We start from the raw sequence: 25,580 nt of genomic DNA on the forward strand, positions 1-25,580 counted from the left end.
GTCGCCTCTTTCCGTAAGGAGGTTCACCGAGGAGGTTCGCCGAGTTCGCCGAGGAGGGTCGCCTCTGGAGTGCGCCAGGAAATCTCTAGACCTGACGCAACGTCGCGTCTACTCTAGCGCCCATGACTCACACAGACGCACTCACCGACCCCCGGGTCTAGGCCGCCCTCCGCAGGATGTTCGAGCAGGCCGAGCAGGACGACGCCGTCGCGTCCCGGGTCGACTGGGGATCCGGGTCGGCGTCCATGTCACCCCAGGAACACGCCGACGCCGCCGCGGAGATCTACATGCCGATCTCGGCGGCGGGCGGTGAGCTCCTCTACAACCTGGTCCGCGCCGTCCGCCCGGACACGGTGGTCGAGTTCGGGATGTCGTACGGGATCTCCACGCTGTATCTGGCGGCCGCGGTACGGGACAACGGTGCCGGGCGGGTCGTCACCACGGAGCTCAGCAAGGAGAAGATCGCTGCCGCGCGCCGCACCTTCGCCGACACCGGCCTGGACAACCTGATCACCGTGCTGGAGGGCGACGCCCTGGACCGCCTCGGCGACCTCGACGCCCCGGCCGGTTTCGTCCTCCTCGACGGCTGGAAGGACCTCTGCCTGCCCGTGCTGAAGCTCCTGGAACCGCGGCTGGCACCCGGTACCCTCGTCGTGGCCGACGACACCTCCTTCGCCAGCATGCGGCCGTACCTCGACCACGTACGCGACCCGGCGAACGGCTACCGCAGCGTCGCCTTCCCCGTCGAGGACGGCATGGAGATCAGCTGCCGGCTCTGACAGTCGTCGGGTGGATGGCGGGGGAGGCCGCCGGCCGCCGCTGTGCGGGGCGGGTCGTAGCGGCGTCTCGGATCACAGCACTCCCACCCCCTTGGCCAGGGTCGACAGCCCGCCGGCCAGCGCGAGCAGCAGGACGAGCTGCCGGGCCCGGCTTTCCGGGACGCATGCGGCGAGCACCTTGCCAACGACCGCGCCCAGCACCGCCGCGGCGACTGCTACCGCCCACCCCGCCGCGCCCAGCTGCGGGACGCCGTTGGCCGCAATGGAGAAGGCGTTCACGACGATGCCGTAGAACTGCGCGTTCGGCACGAACTCATGGACGGTCCAGTCGGCGTTCATCGCATAGAGGGAGAGCGGCGGACCGCCCAGTCCGGCGGAGGCGTTCATGAACCCGCCCGCCGCGCCCGCGGCCACGGCCCCTTTGGGACCGGTCAGGGCGGACACCCGCAGGCCGCGCATCACCAGTAGCACTGCGAGGGTGACCAGGAGGCCCATCCCGACGAGCAGGACGGGGCGCGGCAGTTGGGCGGCCACCCATGTCCCGGCCGGGACGGCGCACGCGGACGCGACGACCAGCGGCACCATCGCCGTGAGTCGCACCCGCCGCCAGCCGCCGACGAGCCCGACGGCGCTGATGGCCCCGGCCGCGCAGTTGGCCAGGGCGACGCCCTGGAACGGACCGAGCAGCAGCACGAGCGCGGGCACGGCTACGAGTGCGAAGCCCATCCCGGTCAGCCACTGCACGCAGGCGCCCACCATGACGACACCCCCGAGGAGCAGCTGCGACGTCCCGCTGGTCATGCGCTGCCGCGGGTGCGCAGCAGGTTCACGACGGTCACACGCAGCACCGGCTCGCCGTTCTGGTCGATGAGTTCGGCGAGCGTGCGTACGATGCCGCGCCGCGGGTCGGAGCGCGAGAGCCGGGTGTCGAGGGTGTGCAGGCGCAGGCGGAGCCGGTCGCCGGGGCGCACGGGCTTGAGCCAGCGCAGTTCGTCCACGCCGGGGCTGCCGAGACTGGCGACCGCGGACAGGTAGTGCCGTGCGAACAGCTGCATCATGAGGGCGACTGTGTGCCACCCACTGGCGACCAGCCCGCCGAACGGCCCCTGCCTTGCCGCGACGGGATCGACGTGGAAGGACTGGGGGTCGTACTGGGAGGCGAAGCCGATGATCTCCTCCTCGGTGACCGCGGCGGTGCCGAGCTCGTACACCGCGCCCGCCGTGTAGTCCTCGAAGTACCGGTCGTCGATGGGAGCGGTGAATCCGTCCGTCCTCTGATGGTCGTTCATATTCCCTTGTTCTTCTGATTGCTGGGCAGTAGTGCTGCGGGGAGCGGGCCGAGGACCGCGACGGCGGCCAGAAACCATGACGTGGTTCCCCTGCAGGCGGCGGCGCCTGCGCTGGTGGCGACGGCGATGCCGAGGGTGGGGCCGATGTTCGTCGCCGTCTGCTCGACGCCGCCGACGGCTCCGGCGCACGCGGGTAAGGCGTCGCCGGCGACCGTCCAGCTGAACAGCAGCGGGACGCCGCGCCGCAACCGCCCGGTCATGCGACTGCTGGGCCGAGATGAGCCTTCAGAGCCGCTTCGACAAGCCGGCCGGGACCGTCCGGACCGTCGCCGCCGGGGCTGCCGCCGAGGGCGAGTTGCAGACTGGCCCAGGACCACAGTTGGGCGATGCCATGCAGATTCGACCACAGGGCCGCCGCGGTGACGGCCGCGGAAGGCTCCATCGCCTCCCCCCGGCACCGGACGACGAGCTCGACGATGCGCGCAAACATCGGGAGCATCGCCTCGCGCAGCCGAGGCCCGTCCGCAGCCCCCTGCCGCGGCCCGCTGTCGAGGAGGTCGTGACGGAACATCAACTCGAACATGCCGCGCCGTTCCAACGCATAGGCGACATACACCCGCGCCGGCGCCGCCAACTCCTCCCGCAGCGCGGCTGTTTCGGCGATGGCTGCGGCGGACCCCACGCCCAGCTCCTCGAAGCCCCGGCGGGCAATGGCCGACAGTAGCGCCCGGTGCGTCGGAAAGTAGCGCCGGGGTGCGCCGTGCGACACACCCGCACGCCGGGCGATCTCCCGCAGACCGGCCGAAGCGGCGCCCTCGGACAGCACCAGCTCCACGCCGGCATCCACCAGCCGCTCCCGCAAAGCCCCCTCGACGTCCATAGACAGTGTCTATCAGAGGGCCGTAGACGCCGTCTATGCCTCAGGAGGCGGCTTGCAGACGAGGATCGGGCCATGGCGACATGCCGAGCGCGGGACAGCTCCGTCCACTCTGATCAGTTGCTCGGCTCGGCGTCAGGGCTTCTCATGCTGGCGGCCGGCATGATGCCGCGGGCGGATTGCCGGGCCGGCGATGCAGTCCGAGCCGGTTACTTGAGCGTTCGGCAGCCAGTCGCCAGGAAAGACAGCCCCACCTGGCATGGATGGACTCGTACTTCGCGCCAGACATCATCGATCACGTACGGCTCCACGCGCAGCCATGCGTCCAGATCCTCGCGGGAGTCCGCGGCCATGACCAGCATCGAACCGATCATCTCGCCCTCATCGCCCAGGATCGCAGTACCGAAGACGGCTTTGACCTGCTTCATCGACGCCGCCTGGGCCAGATGCCGTTCCCGGGCACGGGCGCGACGTCGACGTCCCTCTGCGCCCGGGCGGTCGTATGCGATGACCAGGTAGCGCATCCCACTCCTCCGTGGATGGTTCCGCCGCCGCCGACCACACCCGGCGATCGACACTGACACAACACACTAGTAGACATTGTCTACGATCCGGGCCAACCCCGCTTCCGAATGCGCCCATTGACGTGCGGCCAGGTTGCGAGACAGGACCCGACGACGGGCAGCGCGAGAACCGATGCCCTCCGGATCATTCACGCAGCCTGCCTCGCAGGTAGCCGCCATCACCCACCCGCCGCCTCTCCCAGAGCACCCTCCCGGATCCGTCAGGCCCTGCGAGAGTGCTGCCCCCGGCAGACACAACACGGTTGTTTCGGGCGGTTCTTGGATCGCAATCCGTTGAACAGCGCAGAAACGAGACCGGGTGGCAAGCACGGCCTTCAGCGCATCAGCGGGATGAGAGCTGGGTGCCGTACGCGGGCTAGTCCGGGCACAGGTCCAGCTCCCCGGGCTCCGCGTGGAAGGCGACCGCCTGGACGTGCGCGGGCAGGTTCGGGGAGATGGCGACCGCGATGGCCGAACCCTGCAGCCCCCCACCGGGCTGTTGCGGTATCCCGACGGAGCCTCACCTCGCAGGAGCGGGCAGGGCGGGAGCGGAGGGAGTGGCTCGGGCTCAGTCGTGCCGATCCTTTGTACGCCCAGCCCTTCGCCAGATCACCGTCATTCCGAGCCCCAGGATGCTCAGAGCCGCGACCACGATGACGACCTTGATCACGCGGTCCAGCAGCAGGTGGTAAAGGAGCTCGGACGACTCCATTCCGAGTCCTGTCATCGCCAGTCATCCTGCCGCCGTGATCGGGACGTCCGGCTCCGCCCATCGCCCAGCCGTCGGGCGGCGGCGCGCAGCCCAGCCTTCACCACGGGGTCCGCATACCGGCGTACCTCGTCGAGCCTGCCCCTGCGCTTGAAGGCCAGGGCGATGGCGAAGACCAGCGGCGCCAGCACCACGACACCGCCCGCTATCAGGCCGAACCTGATGAGCATGAAATTGAGGTACTGCTCCACGATCAAGCCTCCATCTATTCTATCACGCGTGTGATAAATCCGTTGTATCACAGGCGTGATAGAAAGGCTTCATGCCAAAGCATGTGGATCCGGACGCGCGTCGCCGCCTCGTCGTTGACGCGTTGTTCCGAGTCGTCGTCCGTGAGGGCCTGCAGCGCACCTCGCTGCGAGCCGTCGCCGCCGAGGCGGACCTCAACATCGGCTCCCTGCGCCACTACTTCGCCAGTCAGCAGGACCTGATGCATTTTGCGATGCAGTCGATGCTTGGCCAGGTCAGCGCTCGACTACTCGAACACGTAGAGCAGATCGGAGACCTGGGCCGATATCCCCGCCCGAAACAACTCCGGCTCACAGCCGGGCTCCTGGCCGAGTTTCTCCCCCTCGACGAACGCCGCCGTGCGGAGGTCACCGTCTTCCTCGACTTCAACACGGCTGCCCGCACCGACCCGGCCTTCGCCGATCTGTCGCGCCAAGCGGCCGAAGGCACAAGAAGGTTGATGCGCCGCGTGCTCACCCGGCTTGACGAATCAGGCACCCTGCGCCATGACCTCGATCTCGACATCGAGGCCGAGCGGCTGGCGGCACTGCTGGACGGACTCAGCCTCCGCGCCGTCCTCCACCCCGAGATCCTCGCCCCGCGGGTGTGCGTCGACGTGCTGGTCGCGCACCTGGGCGATCTATCGCTGCCTGCAGCGACTCCAGGTTCAGCGCACTGACCCCATTACCTCAGCCGTGTTGCCGTGTGCTCCCGCCAGGTGCGCTCTTCAGGAATCAGGTTGAGCAACTACCAGGATCTACCGGTGAGTTGAGTGGGCACTCGGCGCCTCCGGGCCCCGGTTTATCCGCACCAACGCCGGCTGATCGCCACGTAGCGCAAGTCGGTGTCCATGACGGCCGGTCCGATCGAGAACCGGGATATCAGCAGGGTGGCCAGGGAAGGTTCTCGTTCCCCGGTGCGCAATGCGGGCTGGTCGGTGGCGATGCCCAGAGCGTAGCGGTCCCCCTGATCGCCTTTGAGGAATCACCTGAATGAGGCCCGGATGGGATCTGGCGCGACATGGCGATGACGCCGGCCACAGGCGGAATCTGATGCATCGCCGCACCCCCGCGGTGCGGCGAAATCTACAGCCCGGCCCGCCTCCCACCCCCGATGAGGCAGGCGCCAGACGGTCGAAGCGACCACGGCGACCACTACTGCACCACAGAAAACGCCGAGCGCCATCACCGCGAACAGCCCCCAGTGCGCTCTACACCTGCGCAGAGCGGGCGGGTCCGGCACTTCCCGCCCCGCCGCAGCCGGCAGGCAAGCGAGGGCGCAAGCCCAAGCGCGGGCCGGAGTTCACGTTCGAGGATCCCACTATCTGGCCCGCGCCGGCCGTCGCCACGGTGACCGACCCACGCACTACGGACGGGCCGAAGCCGCTGCCTGGGACCGGCTGCACCCGCTGCTGGTCCGGCGCTCGGCCTGGGCCGACCACCCCGAAGGTCGGCTGACCAGCGCACCGAAAACCGGCACGGCAGGTCCCGGCCGACCAACAGGCTCGAAGAACAGACACCGTGCGCGCGAACACCCCGTCGGGAAACACGGCAAACCAGCCATCGCCGAGGGCGTCACGAACAATCGCGCAACATAAAAGCCAAGCCAAAGCCCGGAGGATCTCCAGGCAGTTCGTTCGCTTCGCTCTTCCTGGCGTTACTCCGTGGCCATGGCCTCGACTTGCTCGGTGAAAGTCGGGGCAGTGCCCGAGTGCGGGATGTGAGCGGACGCCAGCAGCGAGCCGGTGGCGGCCACCGCGACTGCTCCTCCCGCCGCGAGGAAGGCGCCCTGGGGTGAGGCGTCGACGAGGAACGGGAGGAGCAGTATCCCGGCTGAACTGCCCACTCGCACCACGGTGTTCTCGACCGTCATGAGCCGCAGACATTGACTGGGCGGGAAGGTGCCGATGTAGGCGCGCAGGGTCACGCTCGCCGTGGGGGCCGCGATTCCGGTCAGCACGGCCAGCGACACCAGCGGCGTCAACTGGCCGGAGAGTCCCATGCATGCCGTGGCCGCACCGTCCACCGCCCATGCCCCGCAGCAGAGGATCGCCCAGTTGGCCGGGCGCCGGTTGCTGACCAAGGGGTTGCCGATCAGCGTGCCGACGCCGACGGCTGCGGTGACCACACCGTAGACGGCGGGTCCGGAACGGTTGTGGGCGGCGAGAAGTACAGGAAGGCCGATCGTCATTGCGGCAACGCACAGGGGTACCAAACTCTGTACCGCGATCGCCAGTCCGACTTGAGGGCACGCCTGCACCAGAGGCCATGCGCGGGCTGGCTTCGATGTGCCGCAGCGTCGTTGCCCTACCGCGGCGGGGGCCGGTCGGGTGCGGTGGCGGGACAGCGCTCCCAGTGCGGCGGCCGAGACCGCGAAGGTCATGCCGTCGATCGTGAAGAGCTGCATTTTGGGGAGGGCCAGAAGCAACAGGCCGCCGCTGGCCCGGCCCGCGATGTGGGCAATGCGGGCGGTCAGGTCGAAGAGTCCGGTCACCTGTTGGACGCGCTCGGGCTCGACGAGACCGGGCACCAGTGCGGCCAGATTGGGATCGAAGAGAGCGCCCAGCACGCCCAGGAGCAGCACCCCAGCGAGCAGGACGACCAGGCCGCGTTGGTCGGGCGACCACAGGTACGGCAGGGTCACCGCGACGAGCGCCCGCGCCGCGTCCACCCAGGCCAGGGCGCGGTACGAGGAGAACCGTGCCAGCAGACGCGGGCCGAGGAACCCGAGGACGGCGTAGGGACCCGACTCGGCGACCGCGATCAGGCCCATGGCCGAAGCCGAGCCGGTGCTCGTGTACACGCTCCACATCAGCGCCATGGTGTAGACCCGGTCACCGAGTACGGACAGGCTGCGGGCCGCCCACAGCACCGCGACAGGCCGTCGCCGCAACAGCAACAGGTATCCCACGTGCTCTCCCACCCGGAACGCAGCCGGACGAGGATTCCCGACTCCGGACCGGACTGTCGCTCACGCCGGACGAACGAAGGGCACGCCACGCAGCATTTCTCCGTTTCACACCCGAATGGCGTGGCCTGCCACGACAGGACGTGGCCCGGGATCCATCTCCGGCAGGCCGTGCGGGCACTCACGACGACGGAAAGGCGCTTCGGATCACCGAAGCGCCTTTGCCTGTCTTCTACGGATAGCCTCTGCGCAGCAATCGGGGCCATCCAGCATCTGCGCGATTGCCTCTCGACTTGAGGCTCACTCCCGCCCCTTGCGACAGTTCATTCTCACCGACTCGAACCCATCGCCATCCCAGCCGGGCGAACTTCCCGTCACAGGGGGTTGGCCAGACACGTCGATCGTTCCTTGCACCCGTGAGCCGCGCGCTGTGTGATGTGCTGCTTCAGAACAGCTTTGCCTGTTCGTGGGCTGCGGTGGGGAGCGTCTGCGGATTGCTCCGCCGAGATGGTGCCGGCCCGAAGTGCCGCGCGTGGGGCAGCTCGACCAAGTCCAGATCGGTGAAGGCGGCACGCATCCGCGGGATGGAGGTGTTCGGACGGAACACCATGTCCTGCATCCCCCACACCAACAGGGTCGGCTTGTCGCCGAGCCGGGCGGGCACCTCTCGTGCAAGCTGGTCCAGCAGCGGCCGCGCGGCACGAATTTCCTTGGGCATCGCGGCGAGTCCGCGCCGGGCTTCCGCAGTGGGCTGCACCGCACGGTAGTGGTCAGCCTCGGCCGTCACGTCGTGCTTGTCATAGCCGACGTGATCGGTGATCTCGCCCTCCAGGGCGGACTCCAGCACCTGCTTGGTCAGCTGCTGCAACAGCCCGCCCTCGCCGGTCAACTGCAGCCCGTCGGTGCGGGCACGGTCGACCAGCATCGCGATCAACTGCTCGTCTGACACCGACTCCGTAGTCGAATCGACGGCCGGTTCCTCCACGGCCGACTGCTCGGTGATGGTCTCGCTCGTCAGGCGTCTCCTTGATCAGGTGATCCGCGTGTCGGCGGACCGTCAGGAGTCGGTGCCGTGCCCGATGCGCGGGACGCCGACCAAGAAGGTGCATGGCCTCCACAGGCGCACGGTGGCTGACGTGCCGGTGGACGGCCGACGGGTGGTGGTGTCGGTGCAGGTACGGCGCCTGGTCTGCCTGGCGCTGGGCTGTCCGAGGCGGACTTTCGTTGAGCAGGTCCCTGGTCTGCCGTCCTCAACAACGCCGAGACCGGCGAGCGGATCGACGTACTGCCAGGCCGCACCGCCGACGCGCTCGGGAGATGGCTGCGCGAACACCCCGGCGTAGAGCCTTCACGAGACGCCCGCGATGCCGAGCGCATCGGCTCTCCTCCGTCAGCTCGCACCCGCTCTTTCGCCCCTTTGGGGGGTCACGGTGTCCCGGTCGGGGAAAGAAGGGTTTCCCACGGTTGCGCTCTGCCACGATGGGCAACTGTCAGCATTCCCCCTCCCCCATCGCACCTGTACTGGCGGCGTATTGCACGTGCCGCATCGCTTCACAGGAAGTACGCAGGAAAGAAGTCCTATGGGCGCTCATGACGTAAGGAAGTCGGTAGCTGCGGATGCCATTGCCGTGGTGGGAGTCGCATGTCGCCTGCCCGGTGGCATCAGTGACTTGGGCGGTCTGTGGGACACGCTGGCCGGCGAACGGGATCTGATCACCAACGGCCCGCCCGACGGACGTTTCGATACGTCGCGTTTCTTCGATCCGGACCCGGCAAGCCCCGGGAAGAGCTACACCTTCGCGGGCGGATATCTTCATAACTTGGCGGATTTTGACGCGCAGTACTTCGGGATCTCGCCGCGCGAAGCGAAACGAATGGACCCACAGCAGCGCCTTTTGCTGGAGATGGCGGCCGAGGTCTTCGACGACGCGGGTATCGCCCCCCAATCGTTGGCCGGCTCCGACACGGCCGTCTTCGTAGGCGTCTCTGACACCTCCTACGGGGTGCTGCAGATGCTCCGGTACGAGGACATCGATCCGCACACCATGTCCGGCGGATCGGCGTCGATCGTTGCGAACCGGTTGTCGCACACCTTTGACCTGCGCGGCGCGAGCATGGCGGTCGACACCGCCTGTTCCTCGTCCCTGGTGGCAGTGCACCAGGCATGTGAGGCGCTGCGTACCGGCCGCAGCCGCGTCGCGCTGGCAGGCGGAATCAACGTGCTGCTCAGTCCGCAGCCCTATGTCGGCTTTTCCCGCGCAACGATGCTGTCGCCCCACGGGCGCTGTGCGGCGTTCTCCGCCAGGGCGGACGGATATGTACGCGCCGAAGGCGGCGGCGTGGTCCTGCTGAAACGGCTGGCCGACGCGCTGGCCGACGGCGACCGCGTGCACGCCGTCATCGCGGCCAGCGGCACGAACACCGCGGGACGCACCGCGAACCTGTCGGTGCCGAGTGCGGACGTGCAGCGGCAACTGCTGCTCGATGTGCACGCCCGGGCCGGGATCGGTGCCGACGACGTGGTGTACTTCGAGGCGCACGGTACGGGTACACCGGTCGGCGACCCCCTGGAGTGTCTGGCCATCGGGCAGGCCGTTGCCACGCGCCGCAGCTGCGGTGCGCTGCCGATCGGTTCGGTGAAGTCCAACTTGGGGCACTCCGAGCCCGCTTCCGGAATGGCCGGTCTGTTCAAGGCCATGTTGGTACTCCGGCACGGACGCATTCCCGCCACCCTGCACAGCACCCCGGCCAACCCGGCGATCGACTTTCGGGGCCTGAACTTGGAACCGGTCACCTCGATGTGTCCGGTGGCAAGGAGCGGGGGTTTCGTGGGGGTGAACAGTTTCGGGTTCGGCGGCGCCAATGCGCATGTCGTTCTGGCGGAGCCGCCTTCGCGAGCCGCTCCGAGCAACCGGCGGCAGGGGGCACTGCCCTTGGTGATCAGCGCTCGCAGCCGGCCGGCACTCGCGCAGACGGCCCGCGAGATGGCAGGGTTCCTGGCGGGTGGCCGCCACGAGGAGTTCTACGACCTGTGCTGGACCCTGAACAGGCGACGGACCCGTCACCCGTATCGGGTCGCCGTTCTGGCCGATGGCTCCCTGGACGCGGCCCGTCAACTCTCCCGGTTGTCCGGCGACGACGGCGAACTGTACGAGAGTGAGGCGGGAGCGCCGCGTCAGGGCCGGGTGGCCTTCGTGTTCTCCGGAAACGGTGGACAGTGGCACGGCATGGCCGCCGATCTCATGACCTCCGAGCCCGTCTTCCGTGCAGCCGTCGAAGAAGCGGACGTCTACCTGACCCCACGGCTGGGCTGGTCGGTCGGCGAACTTCTGACGGCTGGCGGGCGCGACTCCGTGCAGGGCTCGCACGTCATGTCCGACACCCGGTATGCCCAGCCGGCCCTGTTCGCCGTCCAGATCGGCCTGTCGGCCCTTCTGGCCCACTACGGGGTGCGCGCGCACGCTGTCATGGGCCACAGTGTCGGAGAAGTCGCAGCGGCTTATGTGTGCGGTGCTCTGGATCTGCCCACCGCCGCGCGGGTCATCGCCGAGCGCAGTCTGGCCCAGGCATCCACCGCCGGGAAGGGGCGCATGGCCGCGGTCGCCCTTACGCCGCGGGAGGCAGAGAAGGAAATCGCCCCGTACGCGGGCTTGTTGGAGATCGCAGCTGTCAACAGCAGCCGGGATGTGACGATCTCCGGCGATCGGGAGGCGCTGCAGCAACTGGGCGACGATCTCGCCACACGCGGCATTCCCTTCCGTACCCTGGAGTTGGACCACGCGTTCCACAGTGCCGCCATGGACGGTATCGAAGAGCCGCTGCGCCGGGCACTGGCCGGATTGGTGTCTGCCGAGCCCCGGCTCCCCATGTACTCCACCGTCACCGCGGAACCGGTACGGGCGGGACAGCTCGACGCCGGCTACTGGTGGGAGAACGTGCGCCGCCCCGTGCTGTTCGAGCGTGCGGTGCGCCAACTGACCGGGGAAGGTGGACCGTTCGACGCTCTGGTTGAGATCGGCCCGCAGCCGAGCCTGCGCGGTGCCCTGACACGGATCGCCGCCGCATGCGACGGCGGGGCCTTCACCGTCGTGCCGACGCTCAGCCGCGGCCCGGACAGCGCCGAAGCGGTCCGCCGGGCCGTAGCGCGGCTCGCGGCCGCCGACGCCGGAATGGACTGGGACAGGTGGTTCCCCACGACCGGGCAGGTCAGGGACCTGCCCGCATACGCATGGCAACGCGAACGGCACTGGTTCGGTACCCCGGAGCACTGGATCCGCACCAGTGGCGACGGAATTCTCGTCCATCCCCTTCTGGGCGAGCGCGCACCGGTCCTTGAACCCACCTGGCAGGCGAAGGTCGAGCGCACCCGTTGCCCCTGGCTGTCCGACCATCGTCTCGACGACGGCGCGGTAATGCCTGCCACCGCCTATCTGGAGATGGCGCTCGCCGCGGGCCGTGAGGTCTTCGGCGACGCCGTGGAGCTCGACTGTGTGGACGTCACCCGGCTGCTGCCCCTACCCGACGGCGCGTCCGGAATCCAGCTGCAGACCTCGTTGTCGGACGAGGACGGCATCTTCCGTGTGGCCAGCAGAACGTCGGAAACGGCCGGCTGGCGACTGCACGCACGGGGTCGTTGCCGCCGCCTTGCCGGATCCGCCCCACGGCCGCTGAACGCCGCACAGGTGCGTGAGCTCACCCCGCGACTCGTCACTGGCGAGGAACACTACGCGGCGATGGGCAAGAGACGGCTGCGGTACGGCCCGGCCTTCCGGGTGGTGCGCGAACTGCGTATGGGCAGTGGCGAGGTGCTGGCCTCCTACCATCACGGGTCTCGGGACGACGGCGGGTCCTACGTCACGCACCCGGCGATCCTCGACGTCGCCTTTCAGGCCGGGGTTCACTTGCTGCCCGAAGGAACGGACACCTATCTGCCCGCGGCCGTGGGACGCGTGCGGGTGTGGCGTGCGCCCTCCCCCACCGGTCTGGTCCATGTCCGTGAACGTTCGAGAACTCATCGCGAGTTCGTCTGCGACATCACCGTCACCGATGACGACGGCCGGGTCTCCGTCGAGCTGGAGCGGTGCCGTATGCACCGCTCGGCGCTCCACGACGACGTCCCGGACGAGTACATCACGGTGTTGCGGGCCGCGACCCCGCCCGGACAGCGCATCCCGCCTGTTGAACTGCCGCATCCGGAAGCGGTGCTCGAGGAGGCCCGGCCGGAGATCAGCACCATCCTGGAGAGCTGGGACGAGCAGCGGTACGCACGGTACACGGAGGCCCTCGCACGCTCGGCGGCCCACAGCGCCGCCGAGGCATTCGCAGAAATCCTGCCGGGGCAGGATTCGTTCACCCTTGACGACCTCGTCGCCGCAGGCGTCCGCTCCGAATACCGCTCCTATGCGGCCATGCTGGCGCGCATGGCGTGCCGACAGGCGCTGCTGGACGGGGCCGGCGAGCATGGCTGGATCCGCCGGGCCGCCGGGGACTTCGGGAGGACCGTCCGGGAAGGGTTGCGGGAGAACCCGGGGTATCCGGCCCTGGCCGCCCTACACGGTCCGGGGGGCTTGCACCTCGCCGACGTCCTGCGGGGTCGTCGCGATCCGTCGCACACGCCGCTCCAGGAGAAGGGGCCTGCCCGGCTGCGGCACATCCACGACATCGAGCCGGTCTGCGCCCTGCACGACCGGATCGCAGCCGCCGTCGTCAGGTCCCTGGTCCGTGCGGCCCCCGGCGACCGGCCGCTGCGGGTGCTGGAAGTCGGGGCAGGGAGTGGTGGACTCACCGCCTGTGTGCTGCCGCTGCTTCCACCGGAACGCACGGAATACGTCTTCTCCGACGCAACCGCGGCGTGCTTCCCCGCGGCTCAGGCCCGCTTCGGCGGCTACGACTTCGTGCGGTACCGCACCTTCGACGTCGACCGCGATCCCACCGAGCAGGGACTCACCGCAGGCAGCTTCGACCTGGTCGTCGCCGGGCAGGCGCTCCACGCCGCCCAGGACGTGGCGGCCTGCGTACGGATGCTGGCGCGCCTCCTGGCTCCAGGGGGGAATCTGCTCGCCGTGGAGGCTCACGACCCCGAGCTCTTCGCCCTCAGTACAGCGATGCTGCCGGGCTTCTGGCAGGTCCAGGACCGCGGCCTGCGGGCCGGCTCCGCGCTGCCGGCGTACGACCAGTGGCGGAGTGTGCTCGCGGGGAACGGCTTTCGCGTGCACGAGGCCGCCGCCACGCCGCTGCCGGAGCAGTTCTCCGTTGTTCTGGCCCGCCGGGATCAGGACGTGGCACCTGGCCGAAGCCGACATGCCGAACCATCCGACGCGGCCGGCCCCGTCCCATGGCTCGTGATCACCGAGGACGACTCCGAACCGGCCCTGTTCGCCGCGCTGGTCGAACGGCTCGCCATGGGGACCGGCGGCGCACGCACCGTCACGGCAAAGGATGTGCGCGCCCACCGGGAGTGCCTCTTCGACGGGACACCCGCGGGCATCCGCATCGCGTACGTGTTGAGTGAGCAGGAGGACCTGGCGGTCTCCGGTCTCCCCGCGGCGGCGGTCGATCTCGCGGTGCGCAGGGTGGCCACCTTGCGTGAACTCGCCCGCGCCTGCCAGGACGGTGGCGAGGCCGTGCGGTCCCTGTGCCTGGTCACCCACCCCACCGGGTCCCTTCCGGCCCCCGAGCGCCCGGCCTGCCCCGGCCAGGCCGCAGCGTGGGGTGCCGCACGGACCCTCGCCAACGAGCTCACGTACCTGCACGTCAAGCGCGTCTCTCTGGAACGCGGCGCACAACCGTGGGACGACGCCCGCCGGCTGACGGACGAGTTGCAGGCGGTGCCGGGCGAGGAGGAGGTCGTTCTCACACGTGGCGGCCGGTTCGTGCCCCGCGTGGTGCGGGCGCCGGAGGCTGTCGTTCCGTCCTGCGGACGCGAGGGATCGGGCCACCGGGACTGCTCTCTTGTGGTGGACGACATCGGACTCGGCTACCGGCTTCAGTGGGACGAGGCTCCGGCGCCCCGGCCGGAAGCGGGCGACGTGGTCGTCGAGGTCCGTGCGGCCGCGCTCAACTACCGGGACGTCATGGTGGTCACCGGGCTGCTCCCGCCCGTGGCCGAGGACGGCGTTCCCTCCGAGCGCCTCCTCGGCCTGGAATGTGCCGGAGTGGTCACCGCTGTCGGGCCGGGCGTGGACCAACTGGCCGTCGGAGACCGTGTCTTCGGTATGGTGCCCGGAGCATTCGCCACCAGCGTGCGGACCCGGGCCGCGATGGTGAGAAAGATCCCCGGCCACCTGTCTTTCACGGAAGCGGCCACCATGCCCACCGTCTTCCTCACGGTCCAGCACAGTCTGGACCTCCTGGCCCGGCTGCGTGCCGGTGAAACAGTGCTCGTACACGGCGGTGCCGGAGGGGTGGGACTGGCGGCACTCCAGTACGCGCAACGCATCGGCGCGACCGTCATCGCGACCGCGGGGACGCCCGCCAAGAGGGATCTGCTGCACCTTCTGGGCGCCGACCATGTGCTGGACTCGCGCGGACTGGACTTCGCCGACCGGATCCGGACCCTGACCGGCGGCCGCGGGGTCGATGTCGTTCTCAACTCGCTCAGCGGGGAGGCGATGGCGCGCAGCATGGAGGTTCTCGCGCCGGGGGGCCGGTTCGTGGAGCTCGGCAAGCAGGACGTGTACGCCAACCACCGGGTCCTGTTGCGTCCGCTGGCCGGCAACACCGCTCTGTTCGTCGTGGACGTCGCCGAGATGACCGCGGCGCGCACCGAGTACGCGTCGGAGGTGCTCGACACGGTGTTGGAGCACGTGGGGAACGGCGAGTACCGCCCGCTGCCGCACCAGGTCTTCCCGGCCCACCGCATCGCCGATGCCTTCCGGCTGATGCAACGCTCACGGCACATCGGCAAGGTCGTCGTCTCCCTCGACGGGCCGGTTCCCGTACGTCCGGCCCGGGTGCGCCCCCGCATGGACGAGGAAGGGACCTACCTTGTCACCGGTGGACTCAGCGGTCTGGGGGCCGTGACCGCCGAGTGGCTCGCCGCACGCGGCGCCCGTCGCCTGGCGCTGGTCGGCCGCCGTGGCGCCGGGACGCCGGGCGCCGCGGCGCTGCTCTCGCGTCTGGCCGCCCTGGGTGCCACGGCCCAGGCGTATGCCGTCGACGTCACCGACGCCGAGGCCATGCGCGCGCTCGTCCGCAGCATCGACTCCGGCGGCCACCCGCTGCGCGGGGTGATCCATGCGGCCATGCACCTGGAGGACGAGAAGCTGACCGCGCTCGAGGACGGACGCATCCGGGCCGTTCTGGCGCCGAAGCTGGGCGGTGGCCTCGTCCTGGACGATCTCACCCGCGGCCGGGACACCGGCTTCCTCATGTACTCCTCTGTCAGTGCCATGGTCGGCAACGTCAAACAGGTCGCCTACTCGGCGGGAAACCTCTTCCTGGAGGCGCTGGCCCGACAGCGCCTCCAGGACCGGGAGCCCGCCCTTTGCGTGGCGTGGGGCGCCATCGCCGAGACGGGGTACGCGGCCCGCAACGGGCTGAACGAGGTGCTGGCCAAGGGCGGTTTGCGGTCCGTCACGCCCGGCGAGGTGGGCGCGGCGCTCGACCGGTTCCACGTCCGTGGTGCGGACGTCGTGGCGTTCGGCCGCTGTGACTGGGCTCGTCTGGCGATGACCGCGTCACCCCTGAACGCGCGGCGCCTGGTGCACCTCGTTCCGCCGCCCGCCGAGAGCGCGGACCGCTGCCAGGAGGACCTGCGGGCCTGGCTCGATTCCTCGCCCGGGAAAGCCGTGGACCGCCTGGAAGAGGTCATCGCCTCCGCGACCGCGGACGTGCTTCAGATGCCGGTGGACAGCCTCGACCGGGTCCGGCCCCTCCAGGAGTACGGTCTGGACTCGCTGATGCACATGGAGCTCCTCGTCGAGCTGCGGCGCCGCTCCGGCTGCGAGCTCGCGGTGATGGACCTGTTGCACAGCGACGGCTCCGTGAGGGGCATCTCCACGGTCCTGCTGCCCCGGATGACGGCCTCACTGACGGACCGTTCCCCCGGCCCTCCCCACCCGCGGGGTTGACCGCCGCGGTCATCCCCGTTGTCCGGCGCTCACCACGCCTCCGGTCCCTGCCAGGGAGTTTCACCGTTCCCGGGGTACATCAGGGCGGCCGGTGGCATGAGGTCCGCGAGCCACCGCTGGGGGTCGTCCTCGGCACCGTCCGGCAGGCTTCGGCAGTCCGCGTCGGGAGGAGAGGTCCCGTCGTGGGAGCGGGAAGCGAGGGGGAGGTGGATCACGGAGCGCCGTTCGGCGTCATGGAAGACTTCCTGGTCCGCGGCGAGCGGGGCGCCGCCGGTGTCCACGAGATCCGCGCTGCCGGTGTGTCGCGCGATGCGCGGGTGGCCGCCACTGCAGAGGTGCACCCGCAGTCGGTGGCCGGCCCGGAAGCGGTGGGCCACCGGCCACAGTTCCACGGAGACCCGGTACACCCCGTCGGCGTCGGCGGGGCCGCGGTTGCCCGGAGTGATCCGGCGGACCCCCTCGCACACGTTGATCGAGGAGCCGTCGGGGTGCACGTCGCAGATCCGGACCCCGCAGTCGGTGTGCGTCCTTGAGGAGCGCATGAAGACGTCCGCCGTGACCGGTCCGATGATCTCCATCGGGCCGGTCAGCGGTCGGCTGGTGTAGACGAGGACGTCGGTGCGGTTCTCCAGCGGACGGCAGTCCTCGGGTCGGGAGTCACCGAAGATCACCGGGCCGCGGGGGACGGGCGTGGGGTCGGCCGGGTCGTAGCGATAGCGGCGCGGCTCCCCGTACGCGGGCGGCGACAGGCTCAGGCCGCCGTCGGATTGCGGGTACCACTGCTGGCGCACGGTCCCGGGCGGCGGCCAGTCGGAGTATTCCCGCCATTCTCCGGCGCCGGTGACGTAGAGCCGTACCGCGGAGCGCCGCAGGACACCGGAGCCGGTCAGGTGGGACCGGAAGAACTCCATGGCCTCGCGCAGCGCCACCGGGAGAAGGCGCCGGTCGCAGTGGTACCAGGGGCCGATGGTCAGGTAGGGCCGGTGCCCTGCGGTGCGCAGGGCCTGGTAGTCGCGGAGCTGCCCCGGGAGGAAGACGTCGTACCAGCCGGCCACCAAATGGACCGGAACGGTGGTGGAGCCGACGAGGTGGGAGGCGTCCATCCGGGTGCGCAGCGGGCTGCCCGGGCTCTGGCTCGACAGCAGCTCCTGGAAGATGGGGATGGGCATGCCGCCGGCCACGGTGTCGAGTTCATGGAGCGGGCGCCCGGAAGCCAGGGCACGCCGCACCCTGTGGGGAAGCGTCGCCAGCCGTGAACGGTCGCGGCTGGCGCACCAGTAGAGACTGGATTCCAGCGCGAACGCCCCGCCGGGATAGATGGCCTCGGACAGCGCGGAAGCGGCGATCTGCACCGACATGGCCCGGCATTCGGGGACGTCGCGGGCGAGTGCCCACTGCACGCAGCCCGTGGCGCTGGGTCCGTACATGACGAGGGTGCCGTCGAACCAGGGCTGTGTCCGCAGCCAGGCCACGGTGGACAGGCCGTCCTCGCGTTCGTTCCCGGGGTCCTGGATGGAACCTGTGCCCAGCACCACATCCCGTGTCTCCTGGACCACCACATGGAATCCATGACGTGTGAAGTACTTTCCGTAGACGAGCCCCATGGGGATGCGTCCGACGGGGGAACGTACGAGCACGGTAGGGCCCGTTCCTCCGGCGGAGGAGGGATAGTGGTCGGTCGGGAGTACGGTGCCGTCCGCCATGGGGACGGGGATGCCGCGATGAGTGCGCATCGCCTGCTCCTCGCATACAAGGTCATTTCAGCCAGTGGAGGCACCGGCGGGCCAGGTCGCCGATGGACGTGCTGTTGACGATCTCCAGCATGGGGAGATTGCACCCGAGTCGCTGCTGAAGAGCGCCCATGAGCTCGGCCCCCATGAGGGAGTCGACACCGAGATCCGACAGGGAGCGGTCGGGCGGCAGCCGGTCCGGGGTCGTCTGGAGCACTCCCGCCAGCGCACGGGTGAGGACGTCGGTGATCAGCGCGAGGGCGGACTCCGGTGTGGCGGAGGCGAGTTGGCTCGCCAGGTTCTCGTCGCCGTCGCGGGCGCCGTGGCCTTTCGCCAGCACGGTGGAGAAGCGGGCTGCGGCCGGGACGATCTGCTGGATCCGGTGCCAGTCGATGTCGGCCAGGACGGCCACGTCGTCCTCGGCCGGCAGGGAGCCGAAAAGCCGCAGGAGTTCATCGGCGGGGACCGGTGGCATGCCGATGGTCCGCAGGTAGGCGGTCATGTCGTTGCGGGCGGCGTGACCGACGTCGGCGACCGCGCCCCAGCCCACGGCCAGCGCGGGCAGGCCGTCGCGGCGGCGGGACCTGGCAAGCGCCTCCAGGAACACGTTGGCCGCAACGTAGCTGCTTTGGTGGAGGTTTCCGGTCATCCCGGTTACCGAGGAGGCGAGCACGAAGAAGGCGAGGTCGCGGTCGCGGGTCAGCTCGTCCAGTACGGCCGCGCCCCCTGCCTTGGGGGCCAGAACGGACCGGAGGCGTTCTTCGGTGAGATCCATCAAGGGGCCGTCGTCGAACGTCGCGGCAGCGTGGACGATGCCGCGCAGGGGGTGTTGGCGGGTGTCGACGTGGTCCAGGACCGCGCGCATGGCGGCGGCGTCCCCCGCGTCCGCGGCATGCACGGTGACGTGGACGCCCCGTCCGTGCAACGCGTCGAGCAACGCCGGCGCTTCGGGGTGGTCCGCTCCGCGGCGGCCGGTCAGGGCCAGCCGGCGTGCTCCTTGTCGGACCAGCCACTGGGCGGTGGCGGCACCGAAGCCGCCGAGGCCGCCGGTGACGAGGTACGTCGCCTCACGGTCCAGCACCACCGGCGGGAGCGGGTCCGGAACGTGCGGCGGCGACTCCAGGGAGACCACGACCTTGCCGATGTGCCGTGAGTGCTGGAGTGCCTCGAACGCATCGGTGATCCGGTCGGCCGGGTAGACGTGGTGCAGGATGGGACCGTAGATGCCGTTCCGCACCCGTCTGGCGATCTCCGGGCCCTCGACGCCCGCGATGTCCGGGTGGTGGGTGAGGAGTTCGTGGATGTCCCCCACCGCCGACAGCGTGAGGTTGTTGAGGAACGGGCGCATCGGCAACCGGCTGTTGTGGTACAGGTCTCGCTTGCCCAGCTCGATGAAGCGGCCGCCGCTTCGCAGTGACTCAAGGCCCCGGCTGATCGCCTCGCCGGCAAGGGAGTTGAGGACGACGTCCACGCCCTGGCCGCCGGTGATCTCCTTGACCTGGTGGGCGAAGTCCAAGGAGCGGGAATCCAGTACGTGCCGCACGCCCAGCAGCCGCAGCAGGTCGCGTTTGGCGGGGGTCCCCGCGGTGGCGATGACCTGGGCACCGACGTGTGCGGCGTACTGCAGCGTGGCCAGGCCCACACCGCCGGCGGCTCCGTGCACCAGAATGCTTTCGCCGGGTGCGAGGCGGGCCAGCCGGTGCAGGCTGTGGTGGACGGTGAGGTAGACGCCCGGCAGGGTGGTGGCCTGGCAGAAGTCCATCCCGTCGGGGATGTGGCCGGTCAGCGTCTCCTGGACGGTGGCGTGCGAGCCCAGCATGTCGGCGCCGAAGCCGAAGACGCGATCCCCGACCGCGAATCGGGTGACGCGGGAGCCGACGGCGATCACCACGCCGGCGCACTCGAGCCCGAGGCCGTGGCCCGTGCCGGGTGCGCCGCCACGCCGCGCGGTGCTCAGCGGGATGAGGTCGAGGGCCTGCAGGACGTCCCGGTAGTTGAGCGCGGCGGCCCGTACGGAGACGAGTACCTCGTCCGGTGCCGGGGCCGGGGGCTCGGCGGGCTCCCACACCACCCGGTAGGTCCGTCCGGGAGAGTGCAGCCGCAGGGCGAAGCAGCTGCCTTCGGGGGCGGGCGCGCCGGTGGTGAGCGTGGGTCGCGCATGGATCCGGGGCACGAAGCGTCCGGAGGGGGTGAGGAGAATTTCGTCCTCGGTGGTGGGACCGACGAGCTCCGCGGCCAGCCGGCCGGCATCGGTGTCCGGGCTGTCACCGCGCTCCAGCGCGATGCGGCGGACGGCTAGTTGAGGATGCTCGGCGCCCAGGCAGCGCGCCGCTCCCCAGAGGGTCGCGGCCTCCGACGCCAGAGGACGTTCGGGAGCCGGCAGCGCCCCGGTCGGCGGTGTGACGAGCCACAGGGAAACATCGCTGCGTTGGGCGGCCGCAGTGACCACGGCCCGCAGCGCGGCCAGGCGGCGCACCGCACGGTCGGTGTCCAGGTGCCGGGAGTGCTCGTCCTCCCCGCCGAGGAACAGCACGACCCCTACGTCGCCGGAGTGTGCGTCGAGCAGGCCCGACCATGCCCCGGGGTCGGTGCCGGGCGTGGCGCGGCGCGCGCCGAGGTGTCGGACGGTTGCCTCGGCGAGCGGGTCCTGCGGAGATTCCGACGCGACGATCCAGGTTCCCGTCTCCTCGGTGGGCGCGGCCCGGGTGGCGGGCTCGGTGCGGTGGGGCCGCCGGGCGAGCAGCAGCGAGGACCCTGGGTGTCCCCAGGTGGCAGGGGCGTCAAATCCGCTGTCGGACAGGACTGTTGCCCATGCCTCGGCCGACAGCAGCGGCCCTGCTGGGCGCAGACCGGTGTCGTGCCGGTCCCAGAAGCCGGGGAGCAGACCGGACAGCAGGGCCCATGCCGCCGGGTCGTGGGGCTCGGTCGCGAACAGCCCTCCGCCGTCCGCGAGAAGCCGCCGGATGTGGTCGAGCGAGCCGCGCAGGTCCTTGGCGGTGTGCAGCGCGTGCCCGGCGATCACGAGGTCGAAGCCGGCCTCTGGCAGTCCCTGCTCGATGGGGTCCGCATCGAGGTCCAGTACCTCGTAATCGACGAAGTCGTACTCGCCGAACTGACGCCTGAGCCGGGGGAAGAAGCTGTCGGAGAGGTCGGTGCACAGGTACCGGGTGCGCTCGGGCGGCAGGGCGGGAAGGACAGCGGCGGTGGTGCCGCCACTACCGGCACCGACCTCCAGCACACGCAACGGCCGGTCGAGGGGCCAGTTCGCGACGACGGTCTCGACCGCGGCACGGAGGGCGCGGGTGCCGAACCGTGCCATGCCGCCCCCGGCGTAGAGCTCCTCCAGCAGAGGGCGGTTGGTCGCCGAGAGGAGGACATCCGCCGGTTCGACGCGCCCCCGCAACACCTCCGGCAGACGCGAACCGCAGGTGCCGAGCAAGGTGAGTTCCACGGCAAGGTCAGGATGCCGCCGGGTGAGTTCGCGGACGCGTTCCCCCGGTGCCCCGTGCCGCACGATCCGCCACCCCCGGTCGTCCGACACGACCAGCCCGTGGTCCCGCGCCACGTCGAGCAGCACTTCGAGCAGGGGGACGTACGGGGCCGCGGCGCCGGCGTCGATCAGGTCGGCGGTGGTGAAGGCGCCCGCCTCGGAGCCGGGGAGCAGTTCCGCGACTGCGGCCGTCACGAAGTGCGCGCCCAGCTCCCGGGACGCGTCGACCGCATGCGCCCCGCCTTCCGGCTCGTGCACCGCCTCCCGGCACTTGTCCGCGATGGCAGCAGGGTCGGGCAGCGGGCTGGGGCCGACGGGATCCTGGCCGGGCCGGCAGTCGGCCCGCAACACGGTGACGTGGCGGATGGCGCCGGTGGCGGACGATCTGGTGAACTGGCGCAGCCTTACGCCTTCCAGGGCCAGGCAGACCATGCCGTCGGCGTCGAGGACCATGAGGTCCAAGAGCGACTCCCGGGCGGACCGGGCCCGCAGCCGGGCGTGGAAATGGCCCTCGGCGGGCAGTGGCCGCCAGGCACGTACCCGGTCGATGGACGCGGGCAGGCAGGGCTTTCCCTGGACGGCCAGCTCCTCCAGCAGGATGAGACCGGTCTGAACCGCGCCGTCCAGCAGCGCGGGGTGTGCCTCGTAGCCCGAGAGATCGGCCTTGGCGGTGTAGCGGGTCAGGGACTGTGTCCCATCGGTACGGAGATCCTCGGTCAGCACCAGGAAGTCGGGACCGTACGCGACTCCGACCTGCTTCATCAGCTCGTAGAACTCCTCCGCCGTCCAGTGGTCGGGCAGTCCGGCGGCGAGGTGTCCGATGTCGACGCGTTGGGGCTGTGGCTCGAGCAGTCTGCGGACCCGCCCCCGGGCGTGCTCCTGCCAGGCGTCCCCGCCGTCACCACGGCTGGCGATGCGCAGCAGGCCGTCGTCCGCCGAAAGCGTCGTCTGGACCTGTACCTGCCGGTCGTTGTCGAACGGCAGCACCAGCGCGCGGGGGATGGCGAGGTCGCTGATCTCCACGGCGTGGTCCCAGGCGCGCCGGCCTGCCGCCAGTGCCATCTCGGTGAAGCCGGCGGCCGGCATGAGCACCGCGTCAGCGATCCGGTGGCCCTCGAGCCAGGGAGCGCGCGCGGGATCGAAGGAGCCGTGCCAGGAGGGGTCGGCCAGGGCCGCCCGCTCACCCAGCAGCGGGTGGTCGACCGTGCCGTCTCCGCAGCGGCGCGCCCAGGCGCCCGGGTCGCCGTTCCAGTGGCGCTCGCGCTCCCACGGATAGGCGGGCAGGTCCACCACACGGCCTGGGCGCGGGAAGAAGGAAGCCCCCGTGTCGCCCGCCGCCACCAGGTGGGCGACGGCAGTGCGCACCGCCGTGGCCTCGCAGGTGTCCCGGCTCAGGGTGGGTACGACGGTGAGCGGCCGGCCGGGGGCCGGTCGCCGCAGGTAGCTGCAGAGCACGGGGTGCGGTCCGACCTCGACGAAGATGTCGCAGCCCCGGTCGCGGAGTTCGGCGACGGCCGGTGCGAACAGCACCGTGTCGCGCAGATTTCTCCACCAGTAGGCGGCGTCCATCTCGGGGCCGTTGAGCACCGTGCCCGTGGTGGCCGAGGCGTACGCGGTGTGTGCCCGCTGCGGCTTGAGATCGGTCAGGGCCGGGAAGAGCCGGCTCTCGAGGCCGTCCATGGCGTGGCTGTGGAAGGCGTACCGCAGGCCCAGGTCCTGGAAGAAGATCCCCTGCTGCTGCAGTTCATGGCCCAGTCGGGCCAGGGCCGCCGCATCCCCGCTGACCGTCACGTCCCGCGCGCTGTTGATCCCGGCGATCTCCAGCCGCCCCTCGTACGGCTCCAGCAGCAGCCTGGCCTGTCGCTCGTCCGTGCCGACGGCCGCCATGCCCCAGTCCCCGGCAGTCGACGCCTGCGCCTGGGACCGTTCCACCACGACCCGTGCCGCGGCTTCCAGGTCGAGCGCCCCGGCGGCCCATGCGGCAGCCATCTCACCGGCACTGTGACCGACCACCCCGGCCGGACGGACACCATGCGCCCTCAGCATTTCGACCAGCCCGGTCTGCACGGCGAACAGGAGCGGTTGGACGACATCGGTGGAGTCGCCCCGCCGGCACTCGGTCAACTCCTCCAGCACGGACCAGCCGAGGAGCGGACGCAGCGCCTCGTCCGCCTCTTCGACGGCCGTCCGGAAGACCGGGTCGGCGGTGAGCAGGCCGGCTCCCATTCCGGCCCACTGGGAGCCGTTGCCGGAGAACGCAAAAGCCACGCTCCCTCGTTCGGCGGCGGCTGCCAGGGAACCGGCGGCGATGTCCCGCTCTCCGGCGGCCAGTTGTCGCAGGAGTGCGGCGGCCTCACCCGGGGTGTCGGCCAGCACCGCTCCCCGGTGGAGGTGGTGGCCTCGCCGGAGGCAGGAGGTGTACGCCAGGTCGTAGAACTCCTCCTCGGCGCAGCTTTCGAGTCGCCGCGCCATGCGACCGGCCGCGCCGGCGGCCGCTTCGGCGGTACGGGCCGAGACGACGACCGGCAGGGGGCCCGACGGCGGCTCCTCGCGGACCGGTTCGGGCGCCGTGGTGAGGATGATGTGGGCGTTGGCACCGCCGAACCCGAAGGAATTCACCCCGGCCACGGCCCGCGCGTCCGATGGCTGCCGCAGTGCACGGGCCTCGGTCGCGGGAGCGAGCCGCAGACCCTCGAAGTCGATGGCGGGGTTGAGCGGAAGGGCGTGCAGATTGGCCGGTACCAGGCCATGGCGCAGCACCAGCATGGCCTTGAACAGTCCCGCCATGCCCGACCCCGGTTCCAGGTGGCCCAGTTGACTCTTGACGGACCCCACCGGCAGCGGTCGGCCCGAGGCCCGCCGGGTGCCCAGAGCCGCTCCGACGGCCCGGCATTCCGTCGGGTCCCCGATGGGGGTGCCGGTGCCGTGCAGTTCCAGATAGGCGACCTCGTCCGCGTCGATGCCCGCCGTCCGGTAGACCTCGCGCAACAGCGCCTCTTGGGCTTCGTGGCTCGGCTGTGCCAGCCCCGGGGTACGGCCGTCGGAGTTGACGCCGTTGCCGAGGATCACGGCATGGATCCGGTCGCCGTCCGCCAGAGCGCGCGCCAGAGGTTTGAGGACCACCAGGCCGCCGCCCTCCGCCCGCACGTAGCCGTCGGCCTCCGCCGAGAACGTGCGGCAGCGCCCGGTCGGGGAGAGCATCGACGCCTTGGCGAACCCGACGAACTCGAAAGGACTGAGCAGCACATGGACACCGCCCGCCAGCGCGGCCCCGCAACGCCCTGTGCGCAGCGCCTCGCAGGCGTGGTGCAGCGCGACCAGGGCCGAGGAGCACGCGGTGTCCACGGCGAGGCTGGGGCCTCGCAGGTCCAGGAAGTGCGAGGCCCGGTTGGCGACATTCGACATGGCGGCGCCCGTCATCGTGTAGGCGTCGGTCGACTTCCCCTCCAGTCCCTGCAGCACTCCGAACGCCGGGCTGGAGACGCCCGCGTAGACGGCGGTGTCGGACCCGGCGAGCGACGCGGCCGCGATACCGGCGTCGTCCAGGGCTTCCACCGCCATTTCCAGGAAGAGTCGTTGCTGGGGATCCGTGCGTCCCGCCTCGCGCGGCGACATGCCGAAGTAGCCGGCGTCGAAGTGGTGAATGTCGTCGAGGTAACCGCCTGCGAGCGTGTAGGACTTCGCCGGTCTCCAGGACACCGGGTCGAGCCATTGGCCCGGGTCGAACCGTTCCGGGGGGAATTCACCGATCAGGTCCCGCCCTTCGACGAGTGCGGTCCACAGTCCGTCCAGGTCATTGATTCCGCCTGGAAGCCGACAGGCCACCCCCACCACGGCAATGGCGTCGGAATCGTCGTGCATCATGATAATTCCTTTA

The 25,580-nt window shown here is 70.3% G+C and carries 13 protein-coding genes and 2 pseudogenes; 4 read left to right on the forward strand and 11 right to left on the reverse strand.

The window, feature by feature from the left end:
- Positions 1 to 176: 176 nt before the first annotated feature.
- Positions 177 to 779 carry an O-methyltransferase gene (locus GR130_RS21190; protein ID WP_159506154.1) on the forward strand — a complete coding sequence of 201 codons (603 nt, stop codon included), beginning with the start codon at positions 177 to 179 and terminating at the stop codon, positions 777 to 779.
- Positions 780 to 851: 72 nt separating this feature from the next.
- On the opposite strand, the gene GR130_RS21195 is transcribed toward GR130_RS21190, so the two are convergent.
- The 7 genes from GR130_RS21195 to GR130_RS21220 form a co-directional block, all read right to left on the reverse strand.
- Complete coding sequence (locus GR130_RS21195) at positions 852 to 1,580, reverse strand: sulfite exporter TauE/SafE family protein (protein WP_159506155.1); 729 nt, start codon at positions 1,578 to 1,580, stop codon at positions 852 to 854.
- Positions 1,577 to 2,068: a MaoC family dehydratase gene (locus tag GR130_RS21200; protein ID WP_159506156.1), complete on the reverse strand. Its 492-nt coding sequence runs from the start codon at positions 2,066 to 2,068 to the stop codon at positions 1,577 to 1,579. Before GR130_RS21200 ends, GR130_RS21195 begins: the two co-directional genes overlap by 4 nt.
- Positions 2,065 to 2,328 carry a hypothetical protein gene (locus GR130_RS21205; protein ID WP_159506157.1) on the reverse strand — a complete coding sequence of 88 codons (264 nt, stop codon included), beginning with the start codon at positions 2,326 to 2,328 and terminating at the stop codon, positions 2,065 to 2,067. Before GR130_RS21205 ends, GR130_RS21200 begins: the two co-directional genes overlap by 4 nt.
- Positions 2,325 to 2,948, reverse strand: coding sequence for a TetR/AcrR family transcriptional regulator (locus GR130_RS21210; protein WP_159506158.1), 624 nt, complete (start codon positions 2,946 to 2,948; stop codon positions 2,325 to 2,327). The genes GR130_RS21205 and GR130_RS21210 overlap by 4 nt, the downstream gene beginning before the upstream one ends.
- A 206-nt stretch (positions 2,949 to 3,154) precedes the next feature.
- Positions 3,155 to 3,469: a YciI family protein gene (locus GR130_RS21215; protein ID WP_159506159.1), complete on the reverse strand. Its 315-nt coding sequence runs from the start codon at positions 3,467 to 3,469 to the stop codon at positions 3,155 to 3,157.
- A 607-nt stretch (positions 3,470 to 4,076) separates the two neighbouring features.
- Positions 4,077 to 4,220: a hypothetical protein gene (locus tag GR130_RS39950; RefSeq protein WP_201305278.1), complete on the reverse strand. Its 144-nt coding sequence runs from the start codon at positions 4,218 to 4,220 to the stop codon at positions 4,077 to 4,079.
- 11 nt (positions 4,221 to 4,231) lie between these two features.
- Positions 4,232 to 4,468, reverse strand: coding sequence for a hypothetical protein (locus GR130_RS21220; protein ID WP_201304960.1), 237 nt, complete (start codon positions 4,466 to 4,468; stop codon positions 4,232 to 4,234).
- A gap of 71 nt (positions 4,469 to 4,539) precedes the next feature.
- Here GR130_RS21220 and GR130_RS21225 point away from each other — a divergent pair, with 71 nt between their 5' ends.
- Complete coding sequence (locus GR130_RS21225; protein ID WP_159506161.1) at positions 4,540 to 5,184, forward strand: TetR/AcrR family transcriptional regulator; 645 nt, start codon at positions 4,540 to 4,542, stop codon at positions 5,182 to 5,184.
- A gap of 977 nt (positions 5,185 to 6,161) precedes the next feature.
- Here GR130_RS21225 and GR130_RS21230 read toward each other — a convergent pair.
- Together GR130_RS21230 and GR130_RS41990 are read right to left on the reverse strand one after the other, a co-directional pair.
- Positions 6,162 to 7,415 (reverse strand): MFS transporter, encoded by a 1,254-nt coding sequence (locus GR130_RS21230; protein ID WP_159506162.1) that lies wholly within the window; start codon positions 7,413 to 7,415, stop codon positions 6,162 to 6,164.
- A gap of 784 nt (positions 7,416 to 8,199) precedes the next feature.
- Positions 8,200 to 8,415: pseudogene (locus GR130_RS41990) on the reverse strand (IS256 family transposase); the annotation flags it as partial.
- Between the two features lie 28 nt (positions 8,416 to 8,443).
- On the opposite strand from GR130_RS41990, the pseudogene GR130_RS40815 reads away from it, so the two are divergent.
- A pseudogene (locus GR130_RS40815) lies at positions 8,444 to 8,757 on the forward strand (transposase family protein); the annotation flags it as partial.
- 235 nt (positions 8,758 to 8,992) lie between these two features.
- Positions 8,993 to 16,483: a type I polyketide synthase gene (locus tag GR130_RS21245; protein ID WP_159506163.1), complete on the forward strand. Its 7,491-nt coding sequence runs from the start codon at positions 8,993 to 8,995 to the stop codon at positions 16,481 to 16,483.
- A gap of 29 nt (positions 16,484 to 16,512) precedes the next feature.
- Here GR130_RS21245 and GR130_RS21250 read toward each other — a convergent pair whose 3' ends face one another.
- Complete coding sequence (locus GR130_RS21250; RefSeq protein ID WP_201304961.1) at positions 16,513 to 18,216, reverse strand: CocE/NonD family hydrolase; 1,704 nt, start codon at positions 18,214 to 18,216, stop codon at positions 16,513 to 16,515.
- A 22-nt stretch (positions 18,217 to 18,238) separates the two neighbouring features.
- The gene (locus GR130_RS21255) at positions 18,239 to 25,567 is read right to left on the reverse strand and encodes a type I polyketide synthase (protein WP_159506164.1); all 7,329 of its coding nucleotides are present in this window, start codon (positions 25,565 to 25,567) and stop codon (positions 18,239 to 18,241) included.
- Between the last annotated feature and the right edge of the window lie 13 nt (positions 25,568 to 25,580).

The sequence above is a fragment of the Streptomyces sp. GS7 genome (genome assembly GCF_009834125.1).
Classification (GTDB): domain Bacteria; phylum Actinomycetota; class Actinomycetes; order Streptomycetales; family Streptomycetaceae; genus Streptomyces.